Genomic DNA, 18,456 nt, shown 5'->3' with positions numbered 1-18,456 from the left:
GGGCCGGCCGGCCCCTGCCCCCGCCCCGAGGACCAGCCGGCCCCGGGGCGGGGGAACACTCCCTCGCCCCGCTCGCGGACATGTACGGCGTTGCTGAGCACCGGCGGCTCCGCGTTCCGGGAGTGCTGGGACGGCGGTTCGTACTGCCACGGATGGTCGGCCACGCCGAGCCGTGATCTGCTGGTGCACACGCTCGGCGTCACCCCGGCCGAACCCGGTTACGGCCGGGTGCGGGTGGCCCCGCGGCTCGGCACGCTGTCCGGCGCGCGGGGCAAGGTGCCGACCCCGCACGGCCCGGTACGGGTAGACGCGACCCCGGACCGGGTGCGCGTCACCTCACCGGTCCCGGTGGAGGTGCTGCACCCGGACGGCTCCCTCACCCACCACCCGTCCGGTTCGTCGGCCGTCGCGCTCGCCGGACCCGCACCACGGAAGGACTGAAGCCATGTCTGCCCTGCCCCCGTCCGTATCCGAGACGTCCCCGTCCGAGACGTCCCCGCTGGTCGGCACCGCCCACGGCACGGTGCGCGGCACGCGGCAAGGGGGCGTCGCCGTCTTCCGGGGCATCCCCTACGCGGCGCCGCCGGTCGGCGCCCGGCGTTTCGCGGCGCCCGAGCCGCCGGAGCCCTGGGAGGGGGTGCGCGACGCGATGGCGTTCGGGCCGACCGCGCCCAAGCGGCCGTACGCCCCGCCGCTGGACCGGCTGCTGCCCGACCCCGACGTGCCCGGGGACGACTGCCTCAACCTCAATGTGTGGACGCCGTCGCCGGACGCGGCCGGGCTGCCCGTGCTCGTCTGGATCCACGGCGGTTCGCTGCTGCACGGCTCCTCGACCGTGCCGCTGTACGACGGGGCGGCGTTCGCCCGTGACGGGGTGGTGTTCGTCTCCCTCAACTACCGGCTCGGCATCGAGGGGTTCGGGGTGTTCCCGGACGCGCCCGCCAACCGGGGGCTGCTCGACCAGATCGCGGCGCTGGCCTGGGTGCGGGACAACATCGCGGCGTTCGGCGGCGACCCGGACCTGGTCACGGTGTGCGGGGAGTCCGCGGGGGCCATCGGCATCGCCGCGCTGCTGGCCGCGCCGCGCGCGAAGGGGCTGTTCCGGCGTGCGGTGCTGCAGAGCGGGGCACCGAACGCGCTGCCGCTGGACGACGCCGCCCGGCGCACCACGGAGCTGATCGCCCGTCGGCTGGGCGTGGCGGCGGCGGCCGGGGCGCTGGCGGAGGCGGACCGGGAACGGCTGCTGGACGCACAGACCGAAGTGACCTCCGGCGGTTCGCCGCTGACCGGCGGGAACTCCTTCCAGATCGTGGTGGACGGCGATCTGCTGCCGCGCGACCCGCTGGAGGCACTGCTGGACGGCGCCTCGGCCGATGTCGATCTGCTGATGGGCGCGAACACCGAGGAGTACCGGCTCTGGTTCGTGCCGAGCGGGCTCACGGAGAAGCTGTCGAGGGTCGGGCTCCGGCTGGCCCTGCTGAAGTTCCGCGTGCCGAGGGAGACGGAGCGCGCGTACCGCGCCAACCGCCCGGACGCCGCTCCGGGTGAACTGCTCGGGGCGCTCGCCACGGACCTGCTGCTGCGCGTCCCGTTGAACCGGGTGGCGGACGCCCGTGCGGGCGCACCGGGGAGCACCCGTCTCTACGAGTTCGGCTGGCCGTCCCCCGTGCTGGGGCTCGGCGCCTGTCACGCGCTGGAGATCGGCTTCGTCTTCGACAACCTGGACAAGCCGGACGCGGTGGCCCTGACCGGCCCGGACGCGCCTCAGGAGCTGGCCGACGCGATGCATGCGGCGTGGGTGCGGTTCGCCGCCACCGGCGATCCGGGCTGGCCGGTGTGGGACGAGTCCCGACCGGTGATGGGCTTCGGCCCGGGGACTCCCGCGGTGGTGCGCGCCCCGCGCGACGACGAACTGCGCGGCTGGGCGCCGTACCGGCGCGGGAAGGGGTGACCGCGGCCGCCCCCGCGCCGGTGGCCGTGACCCTTCATCGGGGACCGGAGCCCCTCATCGGGGCATTCGCACGGAAAGGCCCCGGCCCGTGAGCGTCGTCACGGGCCGGGGCCCCCGGCGGATCAGCCCTTGTTCCGCGACGCCCAGAACTCGTCGAAGGTGAGCAGACCGTCGCCGTTGGCGTCGTGGTCGTTGATGATGGCCTGGGCCACCGTCTCGGTGACGTGGGGGTCGCCGAGCTGAGCCATCACGCTCTTGTACTCGGCGGCCGATATCAGCCCGTCGCCGTTCAGATCGAACCGCTCGAACGCCTTGCGCGCCGACTCGATGTCCGCCACAGTTCCGTCCTCCGTAATGCCTGACCAGTGCCTGACCAATGCCTGGTCAGTGCGTTCATGACGGGGGTCAGATTAACGGGCGCCACGACGGACCCTCGCGGCGGCCGGTCGCCACGCGCGGGCCGCCCGCCGCGGGACGTCCGCCCACCGCACGGGTCCCGACGGCTCGGACTCGACCTCGACGGCTCAGCTGCGCCACGGTCGGTAGTGCGGGTTGTCCACGCACTCGCTCATGATCTCGGTCTTGTTCTTCGGGTCGATCGGGCACGCCCCCACGATGAACGTCCGGTCGACGCCGCCCGGGAAGGCGACCTCCACCTGGTCCGCGTACTTGTGGGTGTCGCCGATCGTCTTGTTCACGTCGACGCCTCCGGGGGCGTCGATGTAGTAGTTGAACGCGGCCTTCCACCGCTTGTACAGGTCGTGGTCGTACGAGGTGGAGACGTACGGCGAGGGCTGGTTGACCAGGACGTACTTCTCCACGTCGTACTGGCCGTACGTGATGTCCCGGGCGTGGAAGCCCTCGGCGAAGATCGTCTCCGGGCCCCGCCCGTCCGCCCGGTAGAGCTGGCGGCAGTCGCCGCGCCAGGCGGGCCGCGGGGTGATCCGGCCGACGTCGACGGGGTCCGCGGCGGCGAAGAGGTGGTCGGTGACGACCGGGCAGTCACCGGGCTTGAGCGCGGCTGCCGCGGGGGCCGCCGAGGCGGAGGCGGCGACGGGAGCGGCCTCGGTGGCCGCGGCCGGGACGAGCGCGGCGGCGAGGGAGAGGGCGAGAACGGCGGCCCGGCGCCGCAGAAGAGAAGTGATCATCATGCGGATCACTGTCCCGGCAGAGCGGATACTGGCCGCGCACCATCATCCGATGGTGAGCGCGTCCGGCCGGGAGTTGACGCCTAACACCCCGACAAACCGGGATGTTCTGCACATTCAGAACATCCGTCCCATCCGAACCGCCCCACACGAACCGCCCCACACGAACCGCCCCACCCGCACCGTCCCCGCCTCACGACCTCGCCGCGCCACGACCTCACCGCCCCCACCGCCTCGCGACCTCGCGGTCCGTCAGCGGAAGACGCCGGTGTGGCCGAGCGAGTAACGTCCCGGCTGCGGGTAGACGGCGAGGCCGTGCGGGCCGCTGCCGACCGGGATCCGGGCGAGCTGTTTGCCGCTGTCGGTGTCGATGGCGTAGACCTCGGAGTTGTAACGGCCGCTCAGCCAGAGGACCTTGCCGTCGGCCGAGACCCCGCCCATGTCCGGGCTGCCGCCGTTGGGCAGCAGCCACTTCTTGGTCACCTTGCGCTGTGCGAAGTCGAAGACGGAGATGGTGCCCTCACCCCGGTTGGAGACATACATCTCCTTGGAGTCGCGGCTGACGTAGAGGCCGTGGGCGCCCTTGCCGGTGGACAGCAGCTTCGGGGTGGTGAACTTCCCGGCGTCCAGGACCCACACCCCGTTCGCGATCATGTCCGCGATGTAGAACGTGCCGCCGTCGGGCGACAGTTTCACGTCCTGCGGCATGGCTCCGTGCAGCGGGAGTTTCTGCTGCCCGACGACCTCCATCCGCGCCGTGTCGACCTTGAGGAGTTCGCCGGAGAACTCGCAGGAGACGATGAAGTACCGCCCGTCGGCGGAGTAGTCGGCGTGGTTGACCCCGGCGCAGCTGACCGGGACGGTCTTGACGGTCTTCATGGTGTGGGCGTCGCGGAAGACCAGCTCACGGTCCATGGAGGCCATGACCACGGCGTACTTGCCGTCGGGGGTGAAGTAGAGGTTGTACGGGTCGGAGACGGGCACCGTGGGGCCGACCTTGCCGGTGGCGGGGTCGATGGCGGTCAGGCTGTCGCCGAGGTCGTTGTTGACCCAGAGGGTCTTCATGTCCCAGGAGGGCACGACGTGCTGCGGCTGGCGGCCGACCTTGATGGTCCTGATGACCTTGTACGTGGCGGGGTCGATCACGGACACCGTGTCGGAGTTGGTGTTGGGGACGTACACCCGGGAGGGGAAGTTCCTGACGACCGGGGAGAGTTTCCCCGGCCGGTCGGCGGCGTAGACGTCCTGGGGATCGAGGACCGGCGGCATGCCGGGCAGTCCGGGCGGTGCGACGCGTGCGGCGTCGGTGCGCCGGGCCGCCTCGCTGCCGACGGCTTCGATGTTCCCCTTCTCGGCGGAGGATCCGCAGCCCGTGAGCACGGCGAGAAGGACGCCCCCGAGCAGGGCGGCGATGTGCTTGGTGTGGGGAAACATCAGGTCAGCAGCTCCGTGGTCGTCACCGCACGCAGTCCGCGGCGGTCGATTTCGGTGAGGAGGAGGGGCAGGGCGGCGACCGTGTCCGCGTAGCCGAGGTGCAGGCTCACCACCGAGCCGTTGCGGATCTCCCCGGCCACCTTGCGGGAGACGGCCGCGGCGCCGGGTGAGGTGAAGTCGAGGGAGTCCACGTCGTAGGAGAGGACGTGCGGATAGCCCGCCCGGGCGGCGAGCCGCTGGACGAGCGGGGTGGCGTACCGGGCGCGCGAGGGCCGGAACCAGGAGCCGATGGATCCGGTGAGCCGCCGCAGCCGCTCCGCACAGCCGGTGATCTCCGCGTACGCCTCGGTCTCGCCGAGCGCGCAGACGTCGACGTGGCGCCAGGTGTGATTGCCGAGGTCGTGGCCGCCGTCGAGGATGCGGCGGGCCATGTCGGGATGTTCGTCGAGCCAGCTGCCGACGGCGAGGACGGTGATCCGGGCGCGGGCCCGTTCGGCCTCGGCGAGGACGGTCCGGGCGAGGGCGGGATCGCCCTCGCCGTGGAAGGTGAGGGCGACGCGGGGGCGGTCGCGCGGACCGTGGTCGATCTGGGCCGGCCGCCCGGGAAAACGGTGCGGGGCGGGCGCCGGACGCGGGGACGGAGGACGGCCGCCCGGGGTGGCGGATTTCCCGGCGCCCGCCCCGGCGGTGGCGGGCCCGGTCGGCGTACCGGGGGCGTCACGACGGTCCGCGCAGCCGACCGCGAGGCCGACGAGTACGGCCCCCGCTCCCGCGCGCAGAGCGCTGCGGCGGTGCACCGGTCCGTCGGAAGCGTTCATGCGCAGACACGATAGGGGCGGAAGAGGCGGATGGTAGCGATACGGACATATGGGCGGCACGGATGAATCATTCGCCGAATCCCATAAATATTCACGCTTTTCCAGGCAAGTGACCCATCACACCTACGAATCATTAAAGAAATGACAAGGTATGCATGAAAATGCCCTGTTTGCACCTTTGGCGGCGAGGTCGCCCGTCTGCCATAGTCGGTGACACGACCCGCGCCGACCCGAGCTCGGTCGTCACGAGCGGCCGTGAACACACCCCCCATGTCACGGCCCCCACCACAGCGGCCCCCGAAGCGCCCCACGACGGCAGCCCGGGGGCTGCTGTGTTTCCGGCGCCGGAAAGCGGGAGCCCGGGGAGCGGATCACCCCCGGCTGCGACGCGACGGTCGGGCGGTGGTCAGCGGTCGGAGGTCCGCATCTCGAACCAGGTGGTCTTGCCCCGGGGCAGCAGATCCACCCCCCATCGGTCGGAGAGCTTGTCGACGAGGAAGAGCCCCCGCCCGCTGACGTCCGTCTCGCGCACGGGCATCAGGCACGGCAGCCCGCGCGAGGGGTCGCGCACCTCGATCCTGATCCAGCCGCGGCGGCGCAGCATCCGCAGGCCGAAGACCCGGGCGCCGGTGTGCCGCACCGCGTTGCCCACGAGCTCCGAGACGAGCAGTACGGCGTACTCGGCAATCTGCGGCGACAGTGCCCACTGCCGGAGCACCACGTGCGAGGTGAGCCGCCGCGCATGGGCCGCGGATTCCGGTCGTGAGGGCAGTCGCACCTCCCCCTCGGCCGGATCACCGAACAACTCCAGTGCCTTGTACGCCTGTTCTTCCTCGCCGGTCGTCGTCCAGCGTGCCGCCGTCGCACCTGTGCGCGGTCGCGGCTGTTCCACACCCTCCAGGCCCGCCATGCACACCATCATGGCCGCACGACGCGCGCCCGGGGGCCGTTCCGGAGGAATCACCACCTCGGAACGCAATAATCCGCGACATTCGTTCGGCATATGCCATTGGCAGAATGCTGTTCGGAACCATGGCTCTGACCTGCGAGGACAGCACCTCCGGGCGCATGTGCCCGCTCACGCCGATGGCCGGATCCCAAGAGCCCCTCAAGATCCGGCCGATCCGCCCGCACGGATGAACCGGCGTCCGCCCGTGCGTAACTGACGTTCTTTCAGAGAAAAACGGCCTTGCCCGGCCCCTCCTCCACGAAGCTGCGCATACCGCGTTCCCGGTCCTCGGTGGCGAACAGCCCGGCGAACCAGTTCCGTTCGATCGTGAGCCCGGTGTCGATGTCCGTCTCCAGCCCCGCGTCGATGGATTCCTTGGCGGCGCGCAGCGCGAGGGCCGGTCCCTTCGCGAGGGCGGCGGCCCAGGCGCGGGCCTGCTCGTACACCTCGGCGGCGGGCACCACACGGTCCACCAGGCCGATCGCCAGGGCCTCCTCCGCCTTCACGTGACGGCCGGTGAAGATCAGGTCCTTGGCCCGGGAGGGCCCGACCAGCCGGGCGAGCCGCTGGGTGCCGCCCGCGCCGGGGATCAGCCCGAGCAGGATCTCGGGCTGACCCAGCTTCGCGTTGTCGGCGGCGATCCTGAAGTCGGCGCACAGCGCCAGTTCGCAGCCGCCGCCGAGCGCGTAGCCGGTGACCGCCGCGACGACCGGCTTGGGGATCCGGGCCACCGCGGTGAACGCGTCCTGGAGCGCCTTGGACCGCACGACCATCGCCGTGTGGTCCATCGCCTGCATCTCCTTGATGTCCGCGCCCGCCGCGAACACCTTCTCGCCGCCGTAGATGACCACGGCGCGCACGTCGTCGCGCCGGGTCGCCTCCTCGGCGAGTTCGCGCAACCGGTCCTGGGTGGCCACGTCGAGGGCGTTCATGGGCGGTCGGTCCAGCCGGATGGTGCCGACGCCGTCGCTTGCTTCGAGGGTTACGGTCATGGGAGGAGGTTAACCGCCGCTAACGACGGCGGGCCCGGTGCCGTTGGTCACAGCACCGGGCCCGCCCGTGTTCCGTACTCCCCCGCCCCCGTCTTCCGCGCGACGGGAGTTACGAGGTCCACTCCGACCAGGACATGTTCCAGCCGTTGAGGCCGTTGTCCGGCTGGATCGTCCTGTCCTGGGAGTTCTTCACGATCACCACGTCGCCGATGAGCGAGTTGTCGAAGAACCAGGCCCCGGAGGTCTTCTTGCTCCAACCGCCGCGCACGTCCTGGAGGCCGACGCAGCCGTGGCTGGTGTTGGCGGAGCCGAAGACGCCGGAACCGCCCCAGTAATTGCCGTGGATGAAGGTGCCGGAGGTGGACAGCCGCATGGCGTGCGGGACGTCCTTGATGTCGTACTCGCCGCCGAAGCCGACGGTGTCACCGTTCATCCGGGTCACCTTGAGCTTCTCGCTGATGACCATCTGACCGTTGTACGTGGTGGTCGCCGGGGCGCCCGCCGAGATCGGGATGTCCTTGATCTGCCGGCCGTCGCGGACGACCTTCATCCGGTGCGACTTCGCGTCGACGGTGCTGATCTGGCTGCGGCCGACGGTGAAGGAGATCGTCCTGGTCTGCTTGCCGTAGACCCCCGGACGGCCCTCGACGCCGTCAAGACCGAGCTTCACGGTCACCTTGGTGCCGGCCGCCCAGTACTTCTCCGGGCGGAAGTCGAGGCGGTCGTTGCCGAACCAGTGGCCCTCGATCGGCACGGACGGCTCGGCCTTCACCTCGATGGCCTTCTCGACCGCCTCCGGGTCGGTGATGCCCCGGGTGAAGTGGATCGAGACGGGCATCCCGACACCGACCGTGGAGCCGTCCTCCGGGGTGTACTGCCCGATGAAGGTGTTCTGCGGGACCAGCGTGGTGAAGCTGGTGTCCTTCGCCGACTCACGACCCTTCGTGTCCTCGGCGACGGCATGCACCTTGTACTTGGTCGCGGCGGCCAGATGCCGGTCGGGCGTCCAGCTGGTGCCGTCGGCCGCGATCTTCCCCTCGACCTCGGCGCCCTTGGGGTCGGAGACCTTCACCGTGGTCAGCTTCCCCTGCGAGGCGGAGATCTTCAGCGCCCCGCTCGTGGCGACGGACTCGGCCCCGTCCTTCGGCGCGACGGTCACCACCGCCTGCGACGCGGTGGTGTCCTCGACCTTCGCCCCGTCCTTGCCGTCCCGGCCGGCGCCTCCGGTGTCGTCCCCGCCGCACGCCGTCACCAGCATCAGCAGCGCCCCCAGGGCCAGAGCCAGTGGTCCGGTGGCCCCGCGTCCTCGCCGTTCGCCGCCCGTCCCGGCCGATCTCCCCGATACCGGCTGCCCGTTCAATGTGTTCGTCTCCCCTCGCACGGCCCGGCCCCGCCAAGGCCCCGGGGGCCCATGGCCCCCTCCCCCGCGCGCTGCACATGCGCGCTCAGCGAAAGATAATCACACTGATTGCGACGAGAAGACCCCTCGGATGTCACCGTTCAGTCCCAACTCGTCCATCCGGACGTCTCCGAGGGACGGCACCGAACGAAACCGGACGTCTCCGAGGGACAGGACGGGGCCGGACGGGCACACGCCGGGGGCGGCGGGCGCACCCCGGGGGACGTGGGTGGGCCTCCGGGCTCGTGGACGTGCTTCCGGAGGCGACGGACGCACTGGCGGGGTCAGGGTCGGCGAAGAGCGGAGCCCGCCTTCCACTTCTTCCAGCTCAGGTTCCAGCCGCCGAGCCCGTCGTCCGGCGCGACCGGCCTGCCCCGGGAGTTGACGACCTCGATCACGTCACCGACGAGGGTCCGGTCGAAGAACCAGCCGGCCGGGGTGTCGCTCCCGCCGCCCGGCACGTCGCGGAGTCCGACGCAGCCCCGGCCGACGTTCGCCGAGCCGAAGGCCCCCTCGTCCGACCAGTGGTCGCCGTGCAGCAGGACGCCGGAGCCGGTGAGCCGCAGGGCGTGCGGGATCTCCCCGCCGTCGCCCCCGCCGCCGCAGTCGGCCGAGCGGCCGTCCGCGCGGATCGCGTCGAACATCTCGCCGACCACCATCCGGCCGCTGTACGTGTCCGCGCCCGGGCGTCCCGCCGTGATCGGGACAGTGGCGACGAGCTGGCCGTCGCGGCGGACCTCCATCGTGTGCGCGGCCACGTCGACCAGGGACGTCTGGGAGCGGCCCACCCGGAAGGCGACCGTCCTGTCCTGGCTCCCGTACACGCCGGGCGCGCCCGCCACGTCCCGCAGCCGCGCCGTGACGGTGACCTCGGTGCCCGGTGCCCAGTACGCGGCCGGACGGAGGTCGAGCCGGCCGGCGCCGAACCAGTGCCCCACCACCTCGACCTTCGGCACCGTGGTCACCTGGACGGCCCGTTCCACGGCGGCCCGGTCGACGACCGGCCGTCCGAAGGCGACGGAGACGATCGTTCCGGTGCCCACCGTGGCACGGTTCTCCGGGGTGACCCGGCCGGTGAAGCGGCGCTCGGGGACGGCCGTGGTGAAAGTGGTGCGCCGGACGACCTCGTGTCCGTCACCGTCCACGGCGACCGCGTCGACGCGGTAGGTGGCGGCGAGGCCGAGCCGTCCCTTCTCCCCCTCCACCGACGACATCCAGGAACGGCCGTCGCGCGCGATCCGGCCCGGCACGCGCTGCGGCTGCGCGTCCTCGATCCGGGTGACCCCGACCCTCTTCAGCCGCCCCTCCGGAACCCTCACCTCCACCCGGTCGTCCGGAGCGATGTCCCGTGCCCCGTCGCCGGGGGGTGACCAGGATCGCCTGCTCCGGGGAGCGGCGCCCGTCCCCGAAGGCGGCCGGGCCGCCGGTGCAGCCGCTCAGTACGGCGGCCAGTGCGGCCAGTGCGGTCAGCGCTCCCAGTGCTCCCAGTGCCCCCGGTACGGCGACATGTCCTGTCCGTGCCGGCACGGTGGCCGCGCGAGCCACCGACCTCTTCGCTGCGTGGTCCACGTCCCCCCAACGACACGTGCCGGTCAGGGGCAACGCGGGGGCGGGTGAACGGAACGGGCGGGCGTCAGCCGAGGATGCCCCGGTCGTAGCCGATCGCGACGGCGGCGGCCCGGTCCTTCGCCCCGAGCTTGGCGAAGACGTGGGTGAGGTGGGTCTTCACGGTGGCCTCGCTGATGAACAGTTCGGCGGCGATCGCGCGGTTCGAGGTGCCCTTGGCGACGAGTACGAGCACCTCGCGCTCGCGGGCCGACAACGGTTCGTTGCCCGCCGCGGACGGGGTGCGCACCCGTGAGACCAGACGGGAGGCGACGGCGGGCGAGAGGACCGTGCGGCCGTCGGCCGCGGCGCGGACGGCGTTGAACAGCTCCTCGCGGGGCGCGTCCTTGAGCAGGTAGCCGGTGGCGCCCGCTTCGATCGCGGGCAGAGTGTCGGAGTCGGTGTCGTACGTGGTGAGCACGAGCACCCGGGCCCGGGCGCCGCGCCGGGTGAGTTCGGCGATGGCGGCGACCCCGCCGCCGCCCGGCATCCGCAGGTCCATCAGCACGACGTCCGGATCGAGCCGGGCCACGAGGTCGACGCCCGCCACCCCGTCCGGGGCCTCCCCGAGGACCCGGAACCCGGGCGACGAGTCGAACATGCCGCGCAGACCGTCCCGTACGACGGGGTGGTCGTCGACGACGACGAGCGTGATGACGCGTGCGGGTTCCTCAGCCATGGCAGGGCAACCGTACTGGTCATCAGCCGTGCCGGACCAGGGGCACCCGGGCGCAGACGGCCGTGCCGCAGCCCGGTTCCGTCTCCACCTCGACGGTGCCCGCGATGCGTTCGGCGCGGGCCCGCATGCCGCTGAGCCCGAATCCGCCCGCGCCGCGGCGGCGCGGCGGCAGGGCGGCGGGGTCGAAGCCGCGGCCGTCGTCCCGTACGTCCAGGGCCAGTTCGTCACCCATGAAGGACAGGGTGATGCCGACGCGTGAGGCCTCGGCATGGCGGCCGGCGTTGGCGAGGGCCTCCTCGGCGATACGGAGCAGGGTGGCGGCTATCTCGTCGTGGACCGGCTCGGCGGTACCGGTGACGGTGAACTCGGCCCGCACCCCGTGACGGTCGCCCCAGCCGGTGACGGTCTTCTTCAACGCGCCCACGAGGTCGTCGTGCTCCAGCGCGGCGGGGACCAGATCATGGACCGAACGGCGCGCCTCGCCCAGGCTGTGCCGGGCGAGGGCGGCGGCGCGGTCGAGGTGCTGCCGGGCCAGGGCCGGATCGGTACCGGCGATCGAGGTGACCACCTGGAGCTGGGCGATGATACCGGTCAGGCCCTGCGCGAGCGTGTCGTGGATCTCGGCGGCGAGCCGGCGACGCTCGTCGGCGACCCCCGCCTCCCGGGCCTGGAGCAGGAGTTGGGCATGAAGCCCGGCGTTCTCCGCGAGGGCCTGTTCGAGGCGGGCGTTGGCGGACTCCAGTTCGGCGATGGTGTCGACCTGGGCGCGGGTCTGCTCGGCCTCCCGGTCGCCGATCTGGGCGAAGACCAGGGTGATGGCCGCGTGGAGGGCGAAGACGATGCCGAAGGCGATCCAGCCCATGAGGCCGGTCGGCGGGAGGCCGCTGCCGGACTGCGAGCCCGCCATGATGACGGCGGTGACCAGCAGCCCGGCGCGCATGGCCCGTCGCGGGAGCAGCCGGGCGGCGTCGAAGTAGCCGAGAACCGCGAAGATGGAGAAGAACGGGTTGCAGCAGGTCAGTGCGAAGGCGAGTGTCGTGCGGGCGACGAAGTAGAACTGCGCCACCCGCGACCGCGGGACGACCGTCGGCCCGTACCGTCCCCACCAGAGTTCCAGGACGAGCGCCACCGGGACCAGCGCCGCAGCGGCGTACACGTCCGAGCGGGACATGATGAGCTCGGCGGACACGACGGAGGCCGCCGTGGCCAGGCCGAGCAGACCGTACGGCCCGTACCGGAAGAACCGTTCCCACCACTGCGCGGCCGTCGTCACTCCGGTTGTGCCCGTCTCTGTCATGTCCCCCGTGTTCATGGGTGAAGTCTCCCCCGGAACCGGTCACTCCCACCGGAACAGGCGGGTCGCCAGCAGGGCCGCGAGCGCCGTCCACAGGGCGACCACGCCCAGATGGATCCAGCCGGGCCAGCCGCCGGACGCCGCCTGGTCCAGTGCCTGGGAGGCCGCGCCGAGCGGGGTGACCTGGACGATGTGGCGAAGGGTGTCGGGCATGGACTGCACCGGGATCCACACTCCGGCGCTGAACATCATCACCAGCGAGACGGCCGATCCGACGGCGGTGGACGCCTTGGCGGTGCGGGAGAGCGCGCAGACCAGCGCGCCGATGGCGAGCACGCCCGCGACCGCCAGGAGCAGGGCCAGCGCGTAGCCGAACGGTTGTTGCGGCAGCCGTACGTCGAAGGCCGTCCGGCCGACGGCCAGGACCAGGGCCCCGGAGCCCAGAGCGGCGGTTCCGTGCAACGCGAACTGCACGACGAGCAGGGCGGACGGCCGTACCGGGGTGGTCGACATGCGGCGCAGGATGCCGCGTTCGCGGTAACCGGTGAGGACCTGTGGCATGGTCTGCCCGGCCATGGTCATGGCGAGCAGCATGGCCACGGGGACGTAGAGGTCGATGACGCGACGGCCGCCGAGCGCGGCGTCGGGTTCGCGGAAGGACGGGATCAGGCCGAGGATCGTCATCAGTGCGGCGGGGAAGACGAGGATCCAGAACAGGCTGCCGGGTTCGCGGAGGAACAGCCGTGCCTCGGTCCGCAGGACGGCCGCCCACGGGGTCGGGATGCTCGGCTTCCCGGTGGGTTCGGCGGGGGCGTCGGCGTGCGTCGTGGTCATTTCAGGCCACCCGTTCTGTGAGGTCGAGGTAGGCGTCGTCCAGGGTCGCCTCGGAGACGCGGAGCTGATGTGCGGTGACACGGAGCCGGGCCAGCAGCGAGATCACCGCGTTGACGGTCTCGTCGGTGCCGTGGATGACGATCCGTCCGTCCTTCCGCTCCACGCCGGACGCTCCGGGCAGCGCGTCGAGTTCGATGTCGTCCAGGGGCCGGGACGGCGTGAAGGAGATGACCGTTCCGCCGTCGGCCCTGCGGATCAGCCCCGAGGGCGTGTCCAGGGCGACGACCTCGCCCTTGTCGATGACGGCGACGCGGTCGCAGAGCCGTCGGGCCTCCTCCATGAAGTGGGTGACGAGAAGGACCGTCACGCCGCTGTCGCGCACGTCCTCGATGAGCTTCCAGGTGTCCCGGCGGGCCCGCGGGTCCAGGCCGGTGGTCAGCTCGTCGAGCACCACGACCTGCGGGTTGCCGACCAGGGCGAGCGCGATGGACAGCCGCTGCTTCTGACCGCCGGACAGCTTGGTGTAGCGGGTGCCGTACGAGGTGTGCAGGCCGAGCCGTTCGGCCAGCGCCCGCCAGTCGGCGGGGGCCGGGTACAGGGCGCTGTACAGCTCCAGCGCCTCGGCGACGGTGATCTTCGGCTGGAGCTCGCTCTCCTGGAGCTGGGCACCGAGCAGCCGGGTCACCCGGTCGTGGTCGGCCACGGGGTCGAGACCGGCGACGCGGACCGTACCGGCGTCGGGGATCCGCAGCCCCTCGACGCATTCGACGGTGGTGGTCTTGCCCGCCCCGTTGGGCCCGAGGATGCCGAAGATCTCTCCCGCCTCGACGGAGAAGCTCACCCCGTCCACCGCGGGCCGCCCGCCGTACGCCTTGCGCAGGCCGTTGACTTCGATGATTGCCATGCCACGAGGATCGTGGCGGGCGCGGCACCGCACCATCGTCCATCGCGCTCGAAGGCGCATCGTCCGATCGGTTGACCGGGACGTACGACCCGTGGCCCGCGTCCGGCCCGGGTCACGGGCCCGGGGCCGGGTCACTGGCCGCCTCCCGGCCCCGGCCCCGGACGGCGCGTCACCGCCGGTCGGCCGAAAACCACATGAACGAGGACCGCGGCGAACCGTAGGCTCGGCTGTGATGCCCGAAAAACATGTAGGCCCCAAGGACCGGTCGACGGTGCGCTCCCTGCTGCGGCTGTGGCCCTACGTGAAACCGGTGCGGGGGCGCCTGTTCAGCGCCGCGGTGGTCGCCGTCGTGGCGTCCTGCGTGGGTCTGGTGATCCCTCTCGTACTGAAGTGGATGGTCGACGGGCCGGTGGCGGACCGGGACCCGGGCGGGGTCTGGCTCGGTGCGCTGTACCTGCTGTTGCTGGGCCTCGCCGAGGCCGTACTCTTCGGGCTGCGACGCTGGCTGGTGGCCCGTCCGATGGCCGGGGTCGAGGCGGCGATGCGGGCCGATCTGTACCGGCACCTCCAGCGGCTGCCGGTGGCGTTCCACGACCGTTGGCCGTCGGGGCAGTTGCTCTCGCGCGCGACCACGGACCTGATGCTGCTGCGCATGTTCCTGGCCTTCCCGCTGATCTTCCTGCTGGTCAACGGCACGACGATCCTGGTCGGTTTCGTCATTCTGCTGATGCAGCAGTGGACGCTGGGGCTGGTGCTGCTCACTCCGGTGGTACCGCTGGTCATCGTCTGCGCGCTCTTCGAGACGAAGTACTCGGCCGTGGCGCGCAGGGCCCAGGACCAGGTCGGCGATCTGACCACGGTGGTCGAGGAGAGCGTCCTGGGCATCCGCATCATCAAGGGCTTCGGCCGGCACCGCAGCCAGGCCCGCGCGTTCCGTGCGCTCTCCGAGCGGCTGCGGGAGACGGAACTGGGCAAGGCGCGGCTGCTCGCGGGCATCTGGGCCGTCATCACCACGGTTCCCGAGCTGGCCATCGGGGCGGCCCTGGTCCTCGGCACGATCCAGGTCGCCGACGGCGGTCTCTCGGCGGGCACCCTCGTCGCCTTCCTCTCCACGGCCCTCGCGCTGCGGTGGCCCATCGAGTCGATCGGCTTCCTGCTCGCGATGAGCCAGGAGTCGGCGACGGCGACGGAGCGGTACTTCGAGGTGATGGATGTGGCGGAGGAACGCGACGACCTGTCCGAACCGACCGGACCCGCCGAAGCGACCGGACCCACCGAACCGACCAGAACGGCCGGAGCGGCCGGAGCGACCAGAACGGCCGGAGCGGCCGACGAAGCCCGTACGACAGGCGCGGCGGACGGGGTTCCGGCGGACGGACCGACGGACGGACGGGAAGGCATGGTGTTCGAGGGAGTGGAGTTCCGCTACCCCGACGCCGATCCCCGCTCCGCGCCCGTGCTGTCCCGGATCGACCTCAGCATCCGTCCCGGCGAGACGATGGCCCTGGTCGGGGCCACCGGCTCCGGGAAGACGACGCTCACCGCCCTCGTGCCCCGCCTGTACGAGGCCACCGCGGGACGGATCACGCTCGACGGCCGGGACATCGCGGCCATGTCCCGGCAGGAACTGCGCGGGCTGGTGTCGGTGGCGTTCGAGGAGCCGACGCTGTTCTCCGCGACCGTCGGGGAGAACGTCCTGATGGGCGCCGACGGCGCCGGACAGGACGAGCTGCGCCGGGCGCTCGCGATCGCGCAGGCCGACTTCGTGCACGACCTGCCCGACGGCATCGGCACGCAGGTCGGCGAGCAGGGCCTCAGTCTCTCCGGCGGGCAGCGGCAGCGCCTCGCGCTGGCCCGCGCCGTGGTCGGCCGGCCGCGCTTCCTGGTGCTCGACGATCCGCTCTCCGCCCTGGATGTGCACACGGAGGCGCTGGTGGAGGCCGCGCTGCGGCAGGTGCTGGAGGAGACGACGGCGATCGTGGTCGCGCACCGCCCGTCCACGGTGATGCTCGCGGACCGGGTGGCGCTGCTCTCCGAGGGCCGGATCGTCGCGGTCGGCACCCACCAGGAGCTGCTGCGCGGCAACGCGGAGTATGCCCGGCTGATGTCGGGCGACGGCGACGACGCGGAGCAGGACTCCTTCCCCGACCCGTCCATCGACGGCCGCCTCGTGCCGGACGTCGCCGCCGAGAAGGGCCGCACCCGATGACCAGTACGACGACGACCGGCCCTGGCGGCCGGCCCGACACGCACGAGGAGCCCGGCGCCCCGTCCGACGACGTAGGCCCCGGCAGCGGCACCGGGGACCGGTTCGACCGGGACGATCTGCCCACTGCCCCGGGCGCCACCCGCGCGCTGCTGTTCTCGCTGCTCCGGGCGCACCGGGCCCGGGTACTGGTGGCGGCGCTGTTGCTGCTGGTCCAGCAGGCGGCGGTGCAGGCGGGCCCGCTGCTCGTCGCGTACGCCATCGACCGGGGCGTGCCCGCGTTCCGTGACGCGGACCACGGGCCGCTGATCGCGGTGGCCGTCGGGTACGCGCTGTGCTCGGCAGCGGCGGGAGGCATGCAGTACGCCTTCATCGCGGTCTCCGCGCGGATCAACCAGGACGTACTGCTCGATCTGCGCGGCCGGATCTTCCGTCACGCGCAGGCGCTGAGCGTGGACTTCCACGAGCGCTACACCTCGGGCCGGCTGATCTCCCGTTCCACCACGGACGTGGAGTCGCTGCGGGAGTTGCTCAGCGAGGGGCTGCAGGAACTCATCACCGTGATCCTGTCGTTCCTCTCCATCTCGCTGATGCTGCTCTGGCTGGACCCCGGCCTCGGCGCGGCGGCCGTGCTGTCCTTCGTCCCCCTGTATCTGCTGGTGCGCCTCTACCAGCGGCGGGCCGGGGTGCTCTACGCGGCGCGGTCGACGGCGATCGCCGCGGTCATCGTGAAGTTCGCCGAGTCGATGAACGGCATCCGCCCCGTCCAGGCGTTCCGCCGGGAGCGCGTCAACGACGCGCACTTCGAGAAGCTCAACCACGCGCACCGGTGGGCGAACGGCAGCGCCACGCTGGAGATGGCGCGCTACGTCGTCGGCTCCCGGCTGGTCGCCAACACGGCGGTCGCGGGCATCGTGCTGTGGGGCGCGTACCGGGTGGCGTCGGGCACCCTGGCGCTCGGGGTGCTGGCCGCGGCCGTGCTGTACCTGCGCCGGCTGTACGACCCGATCGACCGGCTGGGCATGTTCCTCAACTCCTACCAGTCGGCGGCGGCTTCGCTGGGCAAGATCGCGGGTCTGCTGGCCCAGACCCCCTCCGTTCCCGAGACCGCGGACCCGAAGGAGCTGCCCGCCCTCCCGGGTGAGCACCCCGGCCGTGAGGTCGTCTTCGACTCCGTGCGTTTCGCCTACCGCACGGGCGGCGAGGTACTGCCCCGCTTCGACCTGACGATCCCGGCCGGTCGGACCGTCGCCGTGGTCGGTTCGACGGGCGCGGGCAAATCGACGCTCGCCAAGCTGCTGGCCCGCTTCTACGACCCGTCGGAGGGCCGGGTGCTGCTCGACGGCACGGACCTGCGGGACCTGGCCGTGCCCGAGCTGCGGCGGGGCGTGGTGATGGTGACGCAGGAGGCGTTCCTGTTCTCCGGGACGGTCGCCGAGAACATCGCGATCGGCCGGCCGGACGCGACGCGCGAGGAGATCGAACAGGCGGCCCGTGCGATCGGCGCGCACGAGTTCATCGCCGGCCTGCCGGAGGGCTACGACACGGACGTACGCAAGCGGGGCGGCCGGATCTCGGCCGGCCAGCGCCAACTGGTCGCGTTCGCACGCGCGTTGCTGGCGAACCCGTCGGTACTGATCCTGGACGAGGCGACGAGTTCGCTGGACATCCCCGGTGAACGGGCGGTGCAGCGGGCCATGGACACGGTCCTGCACGGCCGTACGGCGGTGGTGATCGCCCACCGCCTGTCGACCGTGGAGATCGCGGACCGGGTACTGGTGATGGAGCACGGCCGCATCGTCGAGGACGGCACCCCGTCCGAACTCATCGGCGGCACGGGCAGGTTCGCGGGCCTGCACCGCGCGTGGCGGGAGAGCCTGACGTGAGGCCGATGCCCCGGACCCGGCCGACCGGCGGCTCGGGTCCGGGACGGCCGACGGCCCGGACCCGAGCGGAACACGGCGCCGGGACGGTGTGCGCCGCGGGTCAGCGCTCGCGGAATTCCCCGAGCTCGCCGACGAGCCGCCGACGGGCCGCATCCAGCTGTTCGGAGTACGAGGAATCGAAGACCGCCGGCAACTGCGTCTCCAGCGCCCCGCTGATCCTGAACAGAGCCGACCAGACCGCACGGTCGTCGACGAGCGCCGAGAAATCCTCCCGGTGCATGACGCGGCTCATCCAGTCGGACAGGACAAGTGCCTGGTCGTCCGTCAATTCGATGTTCACAGGGACCCTTCTTCGTT

16 protein-coding genes and 1 pseudogene are annotated in these 18,456 nt (G+C 71.9%); 4 read left to right on the top strand and 13 right to left on the bottom strand.

The annotated features are described in order from the left end of the window. Positions 1-90 precede the first annotated feature (90 nt). Together AMK22_RS13085 and AMK22_RS13080 are read left to right on the top strand one after the other, a co-directional pair. Positions 91-441 (top strand): alpha-L-rhamnosidase C-terminal domain-containing protein, encoded by a 351-nt coding sequence (locus AMK22_RS13085; protein ID WP_073784591.1) that lies wholly within the window; start codon positions 91-93, stop codon positions 439-441. A 4-nt stretch (positions 442-445) separates the two neighbouring features. Then, a complete protein-coding gene (locus AMK22_RS13080; protein WP_073784589.1) occupies positions 446-1,951 on the top strand; it encodes a carboxylesterase/lipase family protein in 1,506 nt (501 codons plus the stop codon). 122 nt (positions 1,952-2,073) lie between these two features. Here the strand turns inward: AMK22_RS13080 and AMK22_RS13075 are convergent, their stop codons facing one another. From AMK22_RS13075 to AMK22_RS13020, 12 genes and pseudogenes are all read right to left on the bottom strand, one after another. Then, the gene (locus AMK22_RS13075) at positions 2,074-2,289 is read right to left on the bottom strand and encodes an EF-hand domain-containing protein (protein WP_073784587.1); all 216 of its coding nucleotides are present in this window, start codon (positions 2,287-2,289) and stop codon (positions 2,074-2,076) included. A 186-nt stretch (positions 2,290-2,475) separates the two neighbouring features. Next, on the bottom strand, positions 2,476-3,099 hold the full coding sequence (locus AMK22_RS13070; RefSeq protein WP_073784935.1) for an ADP-ribosyltransferase: 624 nt from the start codon (positions 3,097-3,099) through the stop codon (positions 2,476-2,478). Positions 3,100-3,351: 252 nt separating this feature from the next. Further along, entirely contained in the window at positions 3,352-4,533 is a 1,182-nt protein-coding gene (locus AMK22_RS13065) for a YncE family protein (protein WP_073784585.1), read from the bottom strand. Continuing rightward, positions 4,533-5,351, bottom strand: a complete 819-nt coding sequence (locus AMK22_RS13060) for a polysaccharide deacetylase family protein (RefSeq protein ID WP_073784584.1) — start codon at positions 5,349-5,351, stop codon at positions 4,533-4,535. The genes AMK22_RS13065 and AMK22_RS13060 overlap by 1 nt, the downstream gene beginning before the upstream one ends. 406 nt (positions 5,352-5,757) lie before the next feature. Further along, positions 5,758-6,273, bottom strand: coding sequence for an ATP-binding protein (locus AMK22_RS13055; RefSeq protein WP_073784582.1), 516 nt, complete (start codon positions 6,271-6,273; stop codon positions 5,758-5,760). Between the two features lie 251 nt (positions 6,274-6,524). After that, complete coding sequence (locus AMK22_RS13050) at positions 6,525-7,292, bottom strand: enoyl-CoA hydratase/isomerase family protein (protein WP_073784580.1); 768 nt, start codon at positions 7,290-7,292, stop codon at positions 6,525-6,527. Between the two features lie 109 nt (positions 7,293-7,401). Further along, positions 7,402-8,652, bottom strand: coding sequence for a L,D-transpeptidase (locus AMK22_RS13045; RefSeq protein WP_073784578.1), 1,251 nt, complete (start codon positions 8,650-8,652; stop codon positions 7,402-7,404). Positions 8,653-8,975: 323 nt separating this feature from the next. Further along, a pseudogene (locus AMK22_RS13040) lies at positions 8,976-10,179 on the bottom strand (Ig-like domain-containing protein). Positions 10,180-10,324: 145 nt separating this feature from the next. Then, positions 10,325-10,975, bottom strand: coding sequence for a response regulator (locus AMK22_RS13035; protein ID WP_073784576.1), 651 nt, complete (start codon positions 10,973-10,975; stop codon positions 10,325-10,327). Between the two features lie 22 nt (positions 10,976-10,997). Beyond that, positions 10,998-12,287, bottom strand: a complete 1,290-nt coding sequence (locus AMK22_RS13030) for a sensor histidine kinase (RefSeq protein WP_242433960.1) — start codon at positions 12,285-12,287, stop codon at positions 10,998-11,000. A 24-nt stretch (positions 12,288-12,311) separates the two neighbouring features. Further along, a complete protein-coding gene (locus AMK22_RS13025) occupies positions 12,312-13,103 on the bottom strand; it encodes an ABC transporter permease (protein WP_073784574.1) in 792 nt (263 codons plus the stop codon). 1 nt (position 13,104) lies between these two features. Further along, positions 13,105-14,007, bottom strand: a complete 903-nt coding sequence (locus tag AMK22_RS13020; RefSeq protein WP_073784572.1) for an ABC transporter ATP-binding protein — start codon at positions 14,005-14,007, stop codon at positions 13,105-13,107. Positions 14,008-14,239: 232 nt separating this feature from the next. Between AMK22_RS13020 and AMK22_RS37475 the strand changes: the two genes are divergently transcribed. Further along, a complete protein-coding gene (locus AMK22_RS37475; RefSeq protein WP_079186125.1) occupies positions 14,240-16,216 on the top strand; it encodes an ABC transporter ATP-binding protein in 1,977 nt (658 codons plus the stop codon). Further along, positions 16,213-18,099, top strand: a complete 1,887-nt coding sequence (locus AMK22_RS13005) for an ABC transporter ATP-binding protein (protein ID WP_073784570.1) — start codon at positions 16,213-16,215, stop codon at positions 18,097-18,099. The genes AMK22_RS37475 and AMK22_RS13005 overlap by 4 nt, the downstream gene beginning before the upstream one ends. Positions 18,100-18,199: 100 nt before the next feature. Here AMK22_RS13005 and AMK22_RS13000 read toward each other — a convergent pair whose 3' ends face one another. Further along, the gene (locus AMK22_RS13000) at positions 18,200-18,439 is read right to left on the bottom strand and encodes a hypothetical protein (protein ID WP_073784568.1); all 240 of its coding nucleotides are present in this window, start codon (positions 18,437-18,439) and stop codon (positions 18,200-18,202) included. Between the last annotated feature and the right edge of the window lie 17 nt (positions 18,440-18,456).

Source organism: Streptomyces sp. CB01580 (assembly GCF_001905795.1).
GTDB lineage: Bacteria > Actinomycetota > Actinomycetes > Streptomycetales > Streptomycetaceae > Streptomyces.
Note: the sequence above shows the minus strand (reverse complement) of the source record. Positions and strands in the feature narration are given on the sequence as shown.